This is a genomic window from Proteus columbae (genome assembly GCF_002777965.1).
Taxonomy (GTDB): domain Bacteria; phylum Pseudomonadota; class Gammaproteobacteria; order Enterobacterales; family Enterobacteriaceae; genus Proteus; species Proteus columbae.
In genome coordinates, this window is sequence record NZ_NGVR01000008.1 from 213,428 (window position 1) to 229,639 (window position 16,212).

14 protein-coding genes are annotated in these 16,212 nt (G+C 36.1%); 8 read left to right on the plus strand and 6 right to left on the minus strand.

Annotation, left to right across the window (positions count from 1 at the left end; all coding sequences use genetic code 11):
- Positions 1-128 precede the first annotated feature (128 nt).
- Positions 129-1,172 carry an oxidoreductase gene (locus CBE70_RS03340; RefSeq protein WP_100158194.1) on the plus strand — a complete coding sequence of 348 codons (1,044 nt, stop codon included), beginning with the start codon at positions 129-131 and terminating at the stop codon, positions 1,170-1,172.
- A 22-nt stretch (positions 1,173-1,194) separates the two neighbouring features.
- Positions 1,195-2,184: a bile acid:sodium symporter family protein gene (locus tag CBE70_RS03345; RefSeq protein ID WP_100158195.1), complete on the plus strand. Its 990-nt coding sequence runs from the start codon at positions 1,195-1,197 to the stop codon at positions 2,182-2,184.
- Between the two features lie 99 nt (positions 2,185-2,283).
- Here CBE70_RS03345 and CBE70_RS03350 read toward each other — a convergent pair whose 3' ends face one another.
- Together CBE70_RS03350 and add are read right to left on the minus strand one after the other, a co-directional pair.
- Complete coding sequence (locus CBE70_RS03350; protein ID WP_198585683.1) at positions 2,284-2,745, minus strand: hypothetical protein; 462 nt, start codon at positions 2,743-2,745, stop codon at positions 2,284-2,286.
- Positions 2,746-2,880: 135 nt separating this feature from the next.
- Positions 2,881-3,882 (minus strand): adenosine deaminase, encoded by a 1,002-nt coding sequence (gene add / locus CBE70_RS03355; RefSeq protein ID WP_100158196.1) that lies wholly within the window; start codon positions 3,880-3,882, stop codon positions 2,881-2,883.
- A 669-nt stretch (positions 3,883-4,551) separates the two neighbouring features.
- On the opposite strand from add, the gene CBE70_RS03360 reads away from it, so the two are divergent.
- Positions 4,552-5,520, plus strand: a complete 969-nt coding sequence (locus CBE70_RS03360; RefSeq protein WP_100158197.1) for a vWA domain-containing protein — start codon at positions 4,552-4,554, stop codon at positions 5,518-5,520.
- A 117-nt stretch (positions 5,521-5,637) separates the two neighbouring features.
- On the opposite strand, the gene CBE70_RS03365 is transcribed toward CBE70_RS03360, so the two are convergent.
- The gene (locus tag CBE70_RS03365; protein ID WP_100158198.1) at positions 5,638-7,317 is read right to left on the minus strand and encodes a YdgA family protein; all 1,680 of its coding nucleotides are present in this window, start codon (positions 7,315-7,317) and stop codon (positions 5,638-5,640) included.
- Between the two features lie 578 nt (positions 7,318-7,895).
- On the opposite strand from CBE70_RS03365, the gene fumC reads away from it, so the two are divergent.
- Together fumC and CBE70_RS03375 are read left to right on the plus strand one after the other, a co-directional pair.
- A complete protein-coding gene (gene fumC / locus CBE70_RS03370) occupies positions 7,896-9,293 on the plus strand; it encodes a class II fumarate hydratase (protein ID WP_100158199.1) in 1,398 nt (465 codons plus the stop codon).
- A 75-nt stretch (positions 9,294-9,368) separates the two neighbouring features.
- Positions 9,369-9,728 (plus strand): hypothetical protein, encoded by a 360-nt coding sequence (locus tag CBE70_RS03375; RefSeq protein WP_100158200.1) that lies wholly within the window; start codon positions 9,369-9,371, stop codon positions 9,726-9,728.
- A 15-nt stretch (positions 9,729-9,743) separates the two neighbouring features.
- On the opposite strand, the gene tus is transcribed toward CBE70_RS03375, so the two are convergent.
- Together tus and CBE70_RS03385 are read right to left on the minus strand one after the other, a co-directional pair.
- On the minus strand, positions 9,744-10,673 hold the full coding sequence (tus, locus tag CBE70_RS03380) for a DNA replication terminus site-binding protein (protein ID WP_100158201.1): 930 nt from the start codon (positions 10,671-10,673) through the stop codon (positions 9,744-9,746).
- 457 nt (positions 10,674-11,130) lie between these two features.
- Entirely contained in the window at positions 11,131-12,414 is a 1,284-nt protein-coding gene (locus CBE70_RS03385; protein WP_100158202.1) for an MFS transporter, read from the minus strand.
- Positions 12,415-12,539: 125 nt separating this feature from the next.
- On the opposite strand from CBE70_RS03385, the gene CBE70_RS03390 reads away from it, so the two are divergent.
- The 3 genes from CBE70_RS03390 (at position 12,540) to bioD (ending at position 15,662) form a co-directional block, all read left to right on the plus strand.
- Complete coding sequence (locus CBE70_RS03390) at positions 12,540-13,454, plus strand: LysR family transcriptional regulator (RefSeq protein ID WP_100158203.1); 915 nt, start codon at positions 12,540-12,542, stop codon at positions 13,452-13,454.
- A gap of 128 nt (positions 13,455-13,582) precedes the next feature.
- Positions 13,583-14,794 carry a sugar metabolism global transcriptional regulator Mlc gene (gene mlc, locus CBE70_RS03395; RefSeq protein WP_100158204.1) on the plus strand — a complete coding sequence of 404 codons (1,212 nt, stop codon included), beginning with the start codon at positions 13,583-13,585 and terminating at the stop codon, positions 14,792-14,794.
- A 196-nt stretch (positions 14,795-14,990) separates the two neighbouring features.
- Positions 14,991-15,662 (plus strand): dethiobiotin synthase, encoded by a 672-nt coding sequence (gene bioD / locus CBE70_RS03400; RefSeq protein ID WP_072068031.1) that lies wholly within the window; start codon positions 14,991-14,993, stop codon positions 15,660-15,662.
- A 281-nt stretch (positions 15,663-15,943) separates the two neighbouring features.
- Here the strand turns inward: bioD and CBE70_RS03405 are convergent, their stop codons facing one another.
- Positions 15,944-16,180, minus strand: a complete 237-nt coding sequence (locus CBE70_RS03405) for a DUF1161 domain-containing protein (protein WP_099075341.1) — start codon at positions 16,178-16,180, stop codon at positions 15,944-15,946.
- Between the last annotated feature and the right edge of the window lie 32 nt (positions 16,181-16,212).

Consider the following 16,212-nt stretch of genomic DNA (forward strand, 5'->3'; position numbering starts at 1 on the left):
TTAATTATTCCTACCTGTGTGTACAGAACTAAACGAGATATTATCACAAACTTTGTTATTATTTATTTAGCTACAAAAGTGAAAGTGATTTTTGTTAATAAAAAAACATATAAAAATAGGATAGGGTGATGGCAATTAAACTCAATGTTGGAATTATCGGGTATGGCTATGCAAGTAAAACCTTTCATGCTCCTCTAATAACAACAACCGAAGGCTTAAATCTTAGTGCAATTTCAAGCTCTGATGAAAATAAAGTTAAACAAGATTTTCCTCACATTACGGTTTATGCAGATCCTCAAGCACTTATTAATGATCCCTCAATAGACTTAATCATTATTCCAACACCGAATAATACTCACTATTCACTGGCTTCACAGGCTCTGGAAAAAGGTAAACATGTAATTGTTGATAAACCGTTTACACTGACACTGGAAGAAGCTGAAAAATTGACTCAGCAAGCTGCAGATGCCGGTAAACTTCTTTCCGTCTTTCATAATCGCCGTTGGGATTCTGGTTTCTTAACCGTTAAAAAGCTTTTAGCTGATAAAACACTGGGTGATATCAGTGCATATGAAGCGCATTTTGATCGTTTTCGTCCAACTGTACGTCAACGCTGGCGAGAAGATGCCGGAATTGGAGGTGGGCTTTGGTACGATCTCGCTCCTCATGTTCTTGACCAAGCGATTTGTCTATTTGGTGAACCTAAAGCAATTACTGCCGATATTGCTCAGTTACGCCCTAATGCGAAAAATGCCGATTACTTTCATGCATTACTAGAATATGAAAATCTTAGAGTTATTCTTCATGCTTCTATGTTAGTTGCATCTCCAACACCTATTTTTGCCATTCATGGGACAAAAGGAAGCTATGTTAAGTATGGTTTAGATACCCAAGAAGATGCTTTAAAAGCCGGTTATCTTCCTAACCAAACTTATAATTGGGGAATGGATAATAATGATGGTGAATTAACAATACTATCAGAGTCTGGTGAGTTAGAGACAACTACACTCACTACACTTTCTGGTGATTATCCCGCTTACTATCAACAAATTTATCGTGCAATTACATTGGGTGAAGAAAACCCCGTTACGCCAATACAAGCAACAGCCATTATGCGTTTGATTGAAGCTGGCGAAATTTCTAATCGTTTAAAACAAACTATTACGCTATAAGCAAGAGGGAGCGCTAAATCTAATGTCTTGGTGGCAAAAATTAAAACTCGATCCTTTTCTCATGATTATGATTTGTGTGGTGACGCTCGCAACGCTACTACCCGCACAAGGCGATATTAAAGTCCTGTTCCAATATCTTACGACCGGCGCGATAGCACTGCTGTTCTTCTTGCATGGCGCGAAGCTTTCTAGAGAAGCGATAATGGCAGGGCTTGGGCATTGGCGTTTACATCTCACTGTATTTGCCAGTACCTTTATTCTTTTCCCTATTTTGGGACTCGGATTACAATTTATTGTGCCTGAATGGATGTCACCAACTGTCTATATGGGTTTTTTATATCTTTGTGCGTTACCAGCGACGGTTCAATCTGCCATTGCCTTTACTTCTGTGGCTGGGGGAAATGTCGCTGCTGCTATTTGTAGTGCATCTGCATCCAGTATTCTTGGTGTTTTTCTTTCTCCTGTATTAGTTGGTTTTTTAATGCAAACGCAAGGCTCTGCGGATGATTTTGATACGGCAGGGGCAATTCAATCGATCTTACTGCAATTGATGGTGCCTTTTATTATTGGTCACTTATCTCGCCCTTTAATTGGCCGTTGGGTTGATAAGCATAAGAAATTAGTTAGTAGAACGGATCGTTCTTCTATTTTACTGGTGGTTTATGTGGCATTTAGTGAGGCGGTTGTTGAAGGGATCTGGCATAAAATTGACGGTTGGTCGCTATTAACGATTGCAGTAGTGAGTTGTATTCTGTTAGCGATTGTTATTTTTGTGAATGTGTACAGTGCAAGATTGCTTGGTTTTAATAAAGAAGATGAAATCACCATTGTTTTTTGTGGATCTAAAAAGAGCTTAGCAAATGGTGTACCTATGGCTAATGTGTTATTCCCGGCTGCGACTGTTGGGGTGATGTTATTACCATTAATGATATTCCATCAGATCCAATTAATGGTTTGTGCTGTGTTAGCGCAGCGCTACGCTAATCAAGCTAAAGAAGCTGAAAAGAAATAACGTATTTAAGCTGGTGGATAATCAATAAAATTAATTAAATATTGATAATGAAATAAATGAGAAAAAAGCATCGATTTAACATTTTATCGGTGCTTTTTTTTATTTTTGATGATGGCAATGATGATTGTTATGGTCATGATTTTCACTATTTTCTTTTTCATCTGCTAGTGAAGGTTGTTGAGATTTAAAAGGAAGTGGTAAACCAAATACAAGATAAATTAAGAAAACAAATCCCATATTTAAATAGTCGGTTTTATTATTTTTCACATCAACCTTTAGTTCACAATCGATGGGTTCTAACTGGTCGTTAATATTATATTTACCTTGGTAAAGTTCATTAAGCATTGCCTGTGCTTGCTCAAATTCTTTATAGTTAACGAGTAATTTTACGCCCCCAGTTGCTTGAGCATACACTTGGTTATTCCAAACAATATTTTCATCTAAAAGGATCGCATCAATGCCTTCTGATTGAAGAAAACCCGCTTCAATAGAAGCATCAAGTGGTGATAGATATTGTGCTAATAACTTATATTGGCCTCTTGTCGGATGAATATTCCACATTGCTTTTCCTTAATAATAAATGACCCATTGATGATTAATTCTAGTCTAAGAGTCATTAATAATTCCATTCATTTTCAATAAAGATAAAAAAACCACCTGATAAACAGATGGTTTTAATTAAAAAGTAATTAAATATTAACGTGAACTTACTTTCTTAATTAACGCATCACGTTCTGCTTGGCTAATAAATGCCATTTTTAAGCCATTAATCTGTGTTTGGCGGATTTGTTCTGGCGTTAATCCAGCAGCCGGCGCCGCAACGGTATATTCGTGTTTTAGCTCAATACCTTCAACAGCAGGATCATCGGTATTAAGTGAGGCAATGATGCCATGCTCTAAAAATCTTTTTAAAGGATGCTCTGCTAACGAATTGATAGTACTGGTTTGAATATTAGACGTTAAGCAAGATTCAATACCAATTTGATGCTCAGCAAGGTAGTCCATTAAACGTGGATCTTCAATAGCTTTAACACCATGACCAATACGACTTGCACCTAATTCTTTTATGGCATGCCAAATACTCTCTGCACCCGCTGCTTCACCAGCATGAACTGTAATATTCCAGCCAGTATCACGAGCACGATTAAAATGAGGTTGGAACAAATGACCAGGGAAACCTAATTCATCACCAGCTAAATCAAGTGCTGTAATTTTATCTTGATGTTTTAGTAAGCCATTTAATTCTTGTTGGCAGGCGTTTTCACCAAAGGTACGACTTAAAATACCGATTAAACGAATGTCTACATCGTGTGATTGCAGTGCGCTTTGTACACCATCAACTATGGCTTCCACGACACCTTCAACCGGTAATTGATGTTTCATTGCCATATAATAAGGTGAGAATCGCAGTTCAGCGTAATCGATACCAGCATTAACCACATCCACCACATTTTCATAAGCAACACGATGACACGCGTCTAGGTCTGCTAAAACCGCCACACCCCAATCTAATTTTTGTAAAAAGCTAACAAGACTTGGCTCATTTTTTGTAATTTGTACATGAGGGCGCAATGTTTCTAATTCATAAGCGGGTAGCGCAATATTATGTTGCTTTGCTAACTCTAAAATAGTTTGAGGGCGGATATTACCATCTAAATGGCGATGTAAATCGGTTAAAGGCAACTGTGTGTCAATCACGTGTTATTTTCCTTTTAATAGAAATAATGAAAATCTATCGTTTATAGTGATTTTCTTATAATCGGGTAAATATAAATGAGTTGCAGATTATTATGACTGATTTTTATTTTATTCACTAATAAATAAACTTAAATTGGCTATTTTTAAAACTAAAAATGCAGTTTTTTCTCGTTTTTAAGATAAAAAATAAAAAATGGAAAAAGTAAGTGTTTATTTATTAACTACAATATTCAATGTAATTGACGTGTATTATCAGGTGAATTGATACATTAAATGTTAAGCTTAAAAAGATTTATCATTATAATTGAAATATCTTATCAGTTATTTTGATAGGTTAAGAGGTGGGGAATGATTAAAAAAATGACTGAAATATCATTTTGTTATGAATTTATTTAATAGATGGTTTATTTGTCGCGGTTTGAAAGGGTTGGATAAAGAAAAAATTATTTTTATAAAGCTAACAAAGTTTATTTTTAATTTAATTTAATTTTTTTGTAAAAATAAAATGGAACTAAAAAATAGAATATCTCTTTTATTAAATAAGGGAACAAGAATAAGGAATTAACGCCATAATAGGTTGCTGTCAAATAGATATATTCAACTGAATTTAATTATTTACACAATGATTTTTAATAGAAACCTAATTATTTGAAATTAAGGCATATATATATGAATGAGAATTCTGATTTTAGTTTTGAAAAAGAAAATAATAAAGTACAACACCAATTAATGTCTCAAATACTCCCGCCTTCATCTGAAAATAATCTTACTTATGGATCACAAGTTGTTACAGGTGATGGTGTGATTGCGTTAGATTTAGTTGTCGTGATTGATACCAGTGGTTCTATGTCTGATGAATCGTCGGATTTAAGTAAAGAAGTGGATGGCGCAATACAAACTGCACTTGAAAAATGCCCATCAAAACTGAGAGTAACCTTTTTAGGTATAGAAGGTACATGGGATGACACCAAGTTTGATCAATCAGCCAGTGATTATTTAAAAGGATTAGGGGTTCCTGAAAGTCGTTTGCAGGCAAGAAAACCATTTAAAGAGGGTGATGGACGTGATCATGCAGGTAATAAAGAGGATTTATGTCGTGCAGTAATTGATTTAAGTAAGTATTTTGATTGGCGTGACGGCGCTCGTCGCGCTATTTTTGTGTTGGGTGATGAAGGAATGGAAGGAGGAGGTGGTGTTCTTACAAATGATGCAGTTAGAAAAAATAGTGAAGCTATTTCTGTGGCTCAGAACGAAAAAGTCAAAGTGTACACTTATCAAGGAACGCCTGACGATAAGATAACGAATTTAGATCGTTTCCCAAGTATCGCGGATAGAGATAGTATTACAAAAGAATATGAGCGCTTAGCGAAACAGACAGGAGGGCGTTCATATATCTATACTACAGGTATTGCGCAGTTTTCATTAGTATTACAAGAAATCCTCTGTGATAGTTTGACGTTACCCCTCATTCCTAAGCCGAATGAAAAAACATCTAGCTGTAGTCAGATCTGTGCACAATTCACTTCTATTATTTCAACTGTAAATACGCTTGCAGGAATAATTAATAAAGCCATTGATTCTTGTTGCAAAGAGGAATGGAACAATCACCACATTCCGGCTAAAGATCGCAATTGTTAATTAAAACACGATGCTAAAAAAACACCCCATTGTGTTATTCACAAATGGGGTGTTTATTTTATTAACAGATGATTGTTTTAACAACTTACTGTTCTAACAAAAGGTTAATTATTGAGCTTATTTTGGTTGTTGCTCAGGAATTAAGATTTCTTGTTCTTCGATAATAGCTGGGTCTTCAGTTATTTCTTCTTGATAACCATCTTCTGAGTAATCAGAATCATCGTAATCATAAGATGCTGCGCCCATACCGAATAACATTGCTGCTAAACCTAACATTTGAGGAGCTTGAGTCACTTCCATAAACTCATCAAAAGTATAAGTTTTACCATTCATGGTAAATTTATCGGCAGCGTAGTTCAGTTTCATGCTTAATGAGTTACTATCTTGAGCAAGTAACATCAGAGGTAATGCATCTTTCTCGTCTTGAGAAATTTGGTTTATATTTTGCTGTAACTCAGTTTTTAACTGTTCAATATCAGCCGCTGTTGTTGCTTCGATCTCTTTTTTCTCTTCATCTGTTAATGCGGTTTCTTGGTAACGAGCTGCATCAAGATATTGAGTGGTGTTACGGAACTCAGCTAACATTGGAAGAGATAAATCAACATTGAAATCAATGTTTTTAAACAGATAGTTAAATAACTCTGCTGGTGATTTCTCTTGGCTTTCTAATACTTTAACGTTAAAAGCGTTTAAGTCTAAGTTAAAGGTTAACTTACTTGCACCGCTTTTGTTTGTTAAAGAGGCTTCATCGATACGGAAAACTAAGCCTTTTTCCAGAACATCACGAACGGCTTGTTCAACTATTTCTGAACTGTCGAAATGATTTTTATTCCATGGTAACAATGAGTTGTTATAAACTTTGGTTAATAACAACATAGCATCAGGATCAGCTTTATCAATTGAATAGCCAAATTTACCTGCACCAAATTCTAGTCCTGCAACATTCAGTGACTTAAAGTAATAAGTTTGAGAGATGTTAAAGAGCTTATCTTTGATATCACTTTTTGTTGTCAGAGAAAAATCTTTCAGTGAGAAATCAGATGCTTTATCTTTGCTGGTATGTGCGATTTCAGCAAAATTTAATACTTGTTCATTAAATAAGTACTGATCGTTATTAACTTTCGTTCCAACAAGAGAACCAGAGACATTTTTAATCGTGAAGGTTTCTTCACCATCTTTAGTCACAACAACTTGATCACCTTTAATTTTGGTTGCAAAGTTTGTTGCATCTTTGTCTGATGAGTACTCAACAGTGATAGGCGTTGTTTTAACTGTGCCATCGTTTTCAGTAAAATCGATAGAATTTAGTGTCGCAGTACCGGATACTGAACCATCGAAAGCTAAAGAAGTATGGCCATTAAGAATAGATTTTTCTTTAGTCAGTTTGAATAACTCTTTTGTTGAGTTGTTATCAACCAACGTATTATTCATCGCTGCTAATTTTGGTGCCAAATTAAATTTAGCCAGATCAGAAAGAGGGAATGGACCATGGTCAATATCAGTAGAGAAGATAACTTCGTCTACTTTTTTCTCTTGGTCTGCATCACTAGCATCTGGTGAAATCACGACAACAAAGTCTGCATTAGAGGTGAAAACCCCTTTCTTATAGTCACGAATTTCAAGTTTAACATCAGCGCCTAATTGTGCATTTTTGGCAAATTGCGCTAATTGAGCATTAGCTAGTTTCGTTTCTTCCTGTAAGCGACTTTCAATTTTGCTGCCCATGTACCACGACGCACCAGTCCAAACAACACCTAGTGCGACGATAACACCAACAGCGACAAGCGATTTCTTCATAATTCTAGTCCATCCTCTGTGTACATCTGGCGATGCACGTTATAAAGGCTGTTTTGTAACCCTTAAACAACCCGATAAATTGGTGATAAATTTTACTAAATCTAAATATAGATAATCCACATATATACATCGCCATCTATATTAACCGTAAATATAGATTTAGTGGAATAAAATCGCAATCAGAACTTACTTAGTTAATCGCTAACATAATGAGTTTAAAGCAAAATGAATATGATTTATAAGATAATTTAAATAAGGATTAAAACTTTTTTTCTTACTCACTTTTAGATTAAGACAATATTTAATTGTGATGTGATTCTATTTATGATGAATAACAAAGGCTCATAATAAGTGTGGATATAAATATGAAAGTTTAAATAATAACCTTGGCAAGAAAATAAGATTGCTAATCGTACTTTTCCAAAAAATCAACAGATTTCATTCTGTTATAAATTTCATAAGCTCGCTTTAGCTCTCATATTTATTATTCTGTTTATGGCATGATACTGGTATCCGAGTTATTTACTAGAAAGTGATTCGGAATTAATCAATTATTCTGTGTACTTAAGGAGATTGAAATGGCAGCCACTCGCATTGAAAAAGACTCAATGGGACAAATCGAAGTACCAGCTGACCAGTTATGGGGAGCTCAAACGCAGCGTTCTCTTGAACACTTCCGTATTTCAGTTGAAAAAATGCCTGTTGCACTTATCCATGCGCTTGCTATCACGAAGAAAGCAGCCGCTGGTGTTAACATGGATTTAGGTTTATTACCAAAAGAGCGTGCTGATGCAATTATCGCAGCTGCAGATGAAGTGCTTGCAGGTAAACACCCAACTGAATTCCCATTAGCAATCTGGCAGACCGGTTCTGGCACTCAATCAAACATGAATATGAATGAAGTGTTAGCTAACCGTGGTAGTGAGATACTTGGTGGTATCCGTGGCATGGAACGCAAAATCCATCCGAACGATGATGTTAACAAAAGTCAAAGTTCAAATGATGTGTTCCCAACTGCCATGCATGTCGCTGCTGTTATTGCATTACGTCAGGATTTACTGCCAGAATTAAAATCACTGCTGAAAGTATTCAAAGAGAAAGCAGAAGCTTTCCATGACATCGTTAAAATTGGTCGTACTCACCTGCAAGATGCGACGCCACTGACATTAGGTCAAGAGATCTCCGGTTGGGCTGCTATGCTTGAGCACAGCATCAAACATATCGATGATTCAGTTCCTCATGTTTGTGAATTAGCGCTAGGTGGTACAGCAGTGGGTACGGGATTAAATACCCATCCAGAATATGCTGTTCGTGTTGCTAAGCGTATCGCCGAATTATCTGGCCAGCCTTTTGTAACAGCGCCTAATAAATTCGAAGCATTAGCAACTTGTGATGCATTAGTTCATTCACACGGTGCATTGAAAGGTTTAGCTTCATCATTAATGAAGATTGCTAACGACGTGCGTTGGTTAGCTTCTGGCCCTCGTTGTGGTATTGGCGAAATCGCTATCCCAGAAAACGAACCAGGTAGTTCAATCATGCCAGGTAAAGTTAACCCAACACAATGTGAAGCATTAACAATGTTGTGTGCTCAAGTCATGGGTAATGACGTTGCTATTAATATTGGTGGCGCATCAGGTAACTTTGAACTGAACGTTTATCGCCCAATGATCATTGATAACTTCTTACAATCAGTCCGTTTACTGGCTGATGGTATGCGTAGTTTCAATGAGCACTGTGCAATTGGTATTGAGCCAAACCGTGAACGTATCAATAAACTACTGCATGAATCATTAATGCTAGTTACTGCTTTAAATACTCATATCGGTTACGATAAAGCCGCTGAAATTGCGAAGAAAGCGCATAAAGAAGGCTTAACGCTAAAAGAATCTGCACTGAAACTGAACTACCTGACATCGGAAGAATTCGATAGCTGGGTACGTCCAGAAGATATGGTTGGTAGCATGAAAAAATAAGTGTTAAATACACTTATTTAGCCGATATTAAATCCCGCTATAATGGCGGGATTTTTAGATCTTATAGGAAAAATAATGAATCAAGAAATTACGTTTACTGCGACAGAAGTTAATTGCTATGTCGAAGATGATGTCACCATTATCGGAATAGGGGATGATGCGGTTTCTCCTGATCATTTTATTATTCTTTCAAGATTTGATGAAGATGATGAAGATATTGATAATTCAATTGGTTTAATGACTCATTTGTCTGATATTGAAGCCATTAACACGCTCGAAAAAATTACCCTTGATCGAAAAAATATTACCCTTCTACTAAAAAACAACGTGGTGATAACAATCCATTTAGATATTGAAGATAATCACTTTGTTCAACTTAATGATTATCTTCAGCAAATCATTCAAGGAAGCTCTATTAAACTTATTGAAAAATAAGATATTATTTATTCGTTATTTTTCAAGATACAAATGCATTCTTGGAATAATTAATTGCAGTTTTTTAGCTTTAGGGCGATGGCGAATTTGAATGTTATCGGCATCATAATCGGGAAGTTCGCCAATAACAGGTTTAAAGTCGCTCTCTTTATCAATATAGAAAGCTAATAAAGGCAAAGGACATGCATATTGCACTTGTTTTTGAAGTTCTGAATACCAAATACGTGCAATAGGTTGTACTTTGACTGGACGCTTTATTTTTAGTTTTGCATTTTCAGGTAATTGTGAAAGTGTGATGATCTCTTTATCGAGGCGTTCAGCCCATTGTTCACTGGTATAAGGGGGAACCGCGCGATTGGCTTCACGACTTTTCTCTAATTGAGCCAAAACATCGTTACGCGTTAAATTCTTAATAATATTCTTATTCGCCCAACCAAAACGCACCGTATCAGGATCAGACAATAGGGTGAGGGTACGATAAGCATTGAGCGTAATTAAGCCTTTTAGTTGGTTATGGACGAAATCAAAACGCTCTTCTTTCGATATACCAGACTCTTTAGTGACAATATCGGAAAGCTGTTTTTTTAGTAAATTAATTTGCTCAACTTGTTTTTTTACAGACTTAAATGTTTGGTTATCTGCACTAAAGCAAAGTACACCGGGTAAACGAATGGCGCGTTTACTACTGATGTGTGGGGCATTGTCATAAATAAAAAGATTCGTCATTAGCTTTAAAGTGAGATCTCTGGCTTCCTCATTATAACAAGGTGACACTGTAACGCGAACAACCTCATCATGTTCCTCTTCTTTGCTCACATCAGGCAATTCAAATACTGCTGATGGTAATAAGGTTAGATTTTTCAACACATCAGTTAGTGTTTTAATTTCAGTTTCTAATTGCTGAAAACAGAGATTGAATTGCTCAATTAAATCATATCGATTCATCTTAATATCCTTATTTAGTTACAACATACAAAATAGCTTTGTTTAAAACAATACATTAACTTCAGTGAAAAGTACATCGCTTAGCAGTGAGAAATTCCAAAAACACGGTATACTGTTTATTTATACAGTATACCGTGAAAAGGGCATATTTTGATGATATTTTTCCTAAAAAGGGATTATTTGATGGTTTTTAAATCAAAGGTAGTCTGTTTTTCATTCAACTGTATTAACGAATCATAAATAACATCACAATCTGGTTTTGTCGGAGGGCACTGTTCTGTAAACGCACTCGTAAGAGATGTAAAAAAGAGAAATAGCAGGGTAATAGATAGTTTCATAATAGGCATAATCGCAATTCCTTTTTAAAGAATAAGTCTATACCTTAAGAAGGGAGTGCAAAATCGACAACATTAAACTGCGTTAATCTGCTTTTGCACTTTGTTTATTATTAATAAATCTATTGGGCAACTTTGTTTAAGTGTAATGCTATTAATAAGGCTGTTAACATTAAAAGGGCAATAAATAACCCTACACCAAGCCAGCCGAAACTCACCCAGAATAATCCACCCACTGTACCCGCAAGGCTAGAACCCGCATAGTAAGTAAATAGATAAAGTGAAGAGGCTTGAGCTCTTCCTCGTTTAGCGCGACGACCAACCCAACTACTTGCGACTGCATGTGCAGCAAAGAAACCTGTTGTTAAGATAAGCATTCCAATAAAAATAACGGGCAGTGATTCAATTAAGGTAATCAATATGCCAATTAACATCATTGAAATTCCAGCAATAAATACTTTACCTAAACCGTATTTAGTGGTTAATAAGCCCGCTTTAGATGCGCTATAAGTGCCACTTAAATAGACGATAGAAATCAGACCCACAGTAGTTTGACTTAATGAATAAGGTGTATCTAATAAACGATAGCCAATATAGTTAAATAAAGTAACAAAACCTCCCATTAATAAACCACCTTCAATAAATAACAAAGGCAGTCCTTTATCTCTAAAATGCAATTTAGTCGTTATAAGAAGATTACGAGGTTTTAATGCTGTTGGTCTAAAGTGTTGTGAAGCAGGTAATATCTTCCAGAAAGTAATTGCCGCAAAAAGGGCAAAAATACCTAGAATAACAACGGATAAACGCCAAGAGTAATAATCACTTAATACCCCTGTAATAACGCGTCCGCTCATTCCACCAATAGAGTTTCCACTAATATATAAACCCATTGATAATGCGAGATAAGCAGGGTGAATTTCTTCACTTAAATACGTCATTGCTACTGCGGCAACGCCACTTAATGAAAGTCCAACTAAAGCTCGCGTAATTAAAATACCTGTCCAACTATTCATGGTCGCACTTAACAATGTAAAAAATGCAGCGCAAAACAGTGCGATAACCATGACATTTTTACGACCAAAGGCGTCTGAAAGTGGGCCTGTAATTAATAATCCACATGCCATTAGAGCGGTTGAAAGCGAGAGCGCTAAACTACTGGTTGCAGGACTGACGGAAAACTCGTTAGATAACACTGGCAATATGGGTTGCACAAAATAGAGTAAGGCGAATGTCGCTAAACCGACCATAAAAAATGACACTGTCACTTTTATATACAGTGCATCATCACGTTGAATATAGTGTTTAGGGTTAGATTGGCGTTGAGCAGGCTTTTCTATACTTGATGTATTGTCTGAAATATCAGTGCCTAAGCTCATACTTTTACTGTCTATTTCGTGAGTATCCATATTGATTAAACTTCCATTACTTAAATTTGATTTATGTCAATGTTAGAAATATTTGATTTTTTTGTCTAATATATTAATCATTAGAAATAAGACTTTTAAAGTATCAATGGTGAAGTGAGAGAAATATGAATATTGAACTTAGGCATTTACGTTACTTTATTGCCGTTGCAGAAGAGCTTCATTTTGGTAAAGCAGCAGAAAGATTGAATATTTCTCAACCTCCTTTAAGCCAACAAATACAAGCGCTTGAAAGCGAAATAGGCGCTAGGCTTTTAGAAAGAACGAACCGTTCTGTTTCGTTAACACCCGCAGGACAAATGTTTTTAAAAGAGTCGTATCAAATTATGGCGCAGGTCAACGCAGCTGCAACGCGCGCAGCTAGAATGGAAAAAGGTGAATTAGGTGAAATTTCAATTGGTTTTACCTCAACAACACCTTTTATGCATTTAGTCACCCTGAGCTTGCGACAGTTTAGAGAAAACTATCCAGAAGTCGGTATTCATATGCATCAGATGAATACAAAACAACAGATATCGCCGTTACTGACGGGGCGTATAGATCTGGGCATTATGCGAAACACGACATTACCTGAAAATTTGCACCACCAGCTATTGTTTCGTGAGCCTTTTATTTTAGCGGTTTATGAAGGACATCCGCTGCTTGCTTACAAAGAAACGGGAGTCAATATTCAAGATATTGGGCAATATCCCTTTGTTTTCTTTGAAAGAGATGTCGGTACGGCACTTTATGATGAGATTATTCAACTGCTTAGTTTGTCAGGAATTACGCCAACTATTGCACAAGAAGCGGGTGAAGCCATGACTATTTTAGGGTTAGTTGCAGCAGGGCTTGGCATTTCTATTGTGACAAAATCGTTTACGCGAATGAAAGTCGATGGAGTGCACTATCTACACTTTGCAAACTCTCAAGCGTTCTCTGAAGTTTGGTTAGTTTCACATAATAAACGTACTATTCCTGCGGCGGCGAATCGATTAACGCAATTACTGCTGAAAAACATCTTAGATCACCAAAAATCTTGATTTATCTGTGTTTTTGATCACGCTTTTTATGTAAGTATTGTACAATTATCACAAATTGGCGACATAATCGGTAATGAATTATTTGGAGCCTCGAATTAATTATGGCTCTTTAATTAAGGATGCATTCAATGGGGAACCAACCTAGTCACATCGATCACGTAAAACAATTTAATCTTGGCACAGTCTTTCGCTTGATTGATGAACATGGTCCCATTTCTCGTATTTCATTGTCGAAAAAGGCAGAGCTTGCGCCAGCAAGTATTACTAAGATCACACGAGAATTAGTTGAAGCGCATCTTATTCATGAAACGGAATTCCCAGATGTGGGATTTCGAGGCAGGCCTGCTGTCGGATTAAAATTAGAAAGCCAAGGCTGGCAATTTCTCTGTATTCGCGTCAATAAAGGCAGTTTACTTTTTAGTTTAAGAGAATTAGATAGCAAACTGGTTACTGAAGATACATTCGATTTCCCCAAAGAATATAGCGATGATTTTCTTAATCACTTTTTAGTTGCAATTGATAAATTCTTCGAGCGTTATCAATCTCATGTTGAAAGATTGACGGCAATTAGTATTACAATGAACGCCATTGTTGATCCCATTAGTGGCGTTATTTATAGCTCGCCTTATTATGATATTAAAGATATTCCACTTGCCGATAAAATCCATGAAAAAACAGGTGTTTCTGTATTTTTACAACATAGTGTAACTGCATGGACAATGGCTGAATCTTTATATGGTGCGGCAAAAAATAATTCAGATGTTCTGCAAATTGTTATCGACGATATTGTTGGTGCTGGCGTGATAAACAATGGAAAAACATTACATTCTAACAGCCATAGCGCCGTCGAAATTGGACATACTAAAGTTATCGATTCTCAAAATAGCTGTTATTGCGGGGCAAAAGGGTGTTTAGAAACAGAAATTGCTATTCCTCAATTAATTAAGAAAGCCCAATTATTAGCTCAAGAAGATCCCACTTCGTTGCTAAACAAATATCCTATAACCGTTGAAACATTGTGTGATGCGATATTAGTTGGCGATAAACCCGCACTTGAAATTGTAAATTTAGTCGCTCAGCGATTAGGTTTTATTTTGGCTGTTATGATTAATATCTTTAATCCGCAAAAAATATTAATTGGTTCACCACTGTGTCGCGCTAAATCAGTGCTTTTTCCTTTGATATTGAACCATATTCAAGATCACGTTATGCCCCGTTATGCAAAGTCACTCATTATTGAAGAAACAGAGTTAAGAAACAAAGGAACATTGCCAGCTGCGTCTTTAGTAAAAGAAGCTCTGTACAACGGTTCTTTGTTAATTGAATTGATGCAAGGCTAAATTAAGCCAAATAAAACGTAACAAAACTGTTTTGTATGCGTAAATGCATCAATTGATCATTAACGAATTCTCTATTTTTGGGCAATTAACTAAAAAATTGAGCTACCTCAAGCCACCAGAAACAGTGTTACCCTAAACTCTAATCTCTGTCATTTTTTATGAACCTGATTTATCTGTCATAACGGAAGTAAATTATATGTTAACACGCTTTTTTGTTACGGGGACAGATACCAACGTGGGTAAAACTGTTGTAACCCGAGCACTTCTTCAGTCATTAAATCGTGGCGGGTCAACGGCAGTAGGTTATAAGCCTATTGCAACAGAATTACATGAAACGGCTGATGGTGAACGTAATCGTGACGCTATGATTATTCATAATTCATCGCCAGTTGAAGTTCGCTACGACGAAATTAATCCTATTTTGCTTGATAATTGTTATGTTAGCGAAAATGAAATCGATTTTAATAAAATTTCAAATGAGCTCGACAATTTAAGTAAAAAAGCAGAGTGTGTTGTTATCGAAGGTAATGGTGGTTGGCGTTATCTGCTTGATGATAATACTTTTTATTCTGATTGGGTGGTGAAAGAACAAATCCCAGTTGTTTTGGTTGTTGGTATTCAACCAGGCTGTGTCAATCACTCAATATTAACAGCGCAATCTATTATCAATGATGGTTTGAAATTAGTAGGTTGGGTTGCGAACAGAATAAATCCAGGATTACCTTATTACGCGAAAATTGTGGAACGGCTGTCTCAGCATATTCCTGCACCGCTGATTGGTGAAATCCCGTATTTGTTACGTCCTGAAGAACGTGATCTCTCTTGTTACCTTGATTTAAGTCAGTTAGAAATCGCTGTACCTGCTTAAGAGAGAATATAAATAAGTAACGAAGTGGATTGCTATCTGTTTTTAAACGATACCAAACTTGTTACTTTTAAATGCCTGATGAGTAAATTCATTGGGTGTTTTTGTTTTTTCTGATTTAGTTTTAAGCATAACTAATGATAAAAATAGCACACAAAATTAAGACTAAATAAGATAGAACAAATCAGATAAATCAGAAGAGTAGACATTGATAAACAGTGACAAAGAAAAAGGGCGCTAATATTGCACCCTTTTTTTAATCACAAAATTTTATCAACTATAGATTAATGACGAGTATAGATGATTTTCTTGCTATCATTTTCGCAGGTTCCCACAACTTTACCTTCTGTTTGTGCAACTTGATCGTTTTCAACGACAGTTAAAGTAAAGTTAGCGGCTGGTACACCATTATTAACGATTTTTTGTTGAATAGACTCAACAACTTCATCACAACCCGCATTCGCGGCTAAAGGTGCAAAGGCAACCAGTGTGGCCATTACTGCAAATACATATTTTTTCATATCATTCTCTCCTTGTTTTATGGAGTAAAACA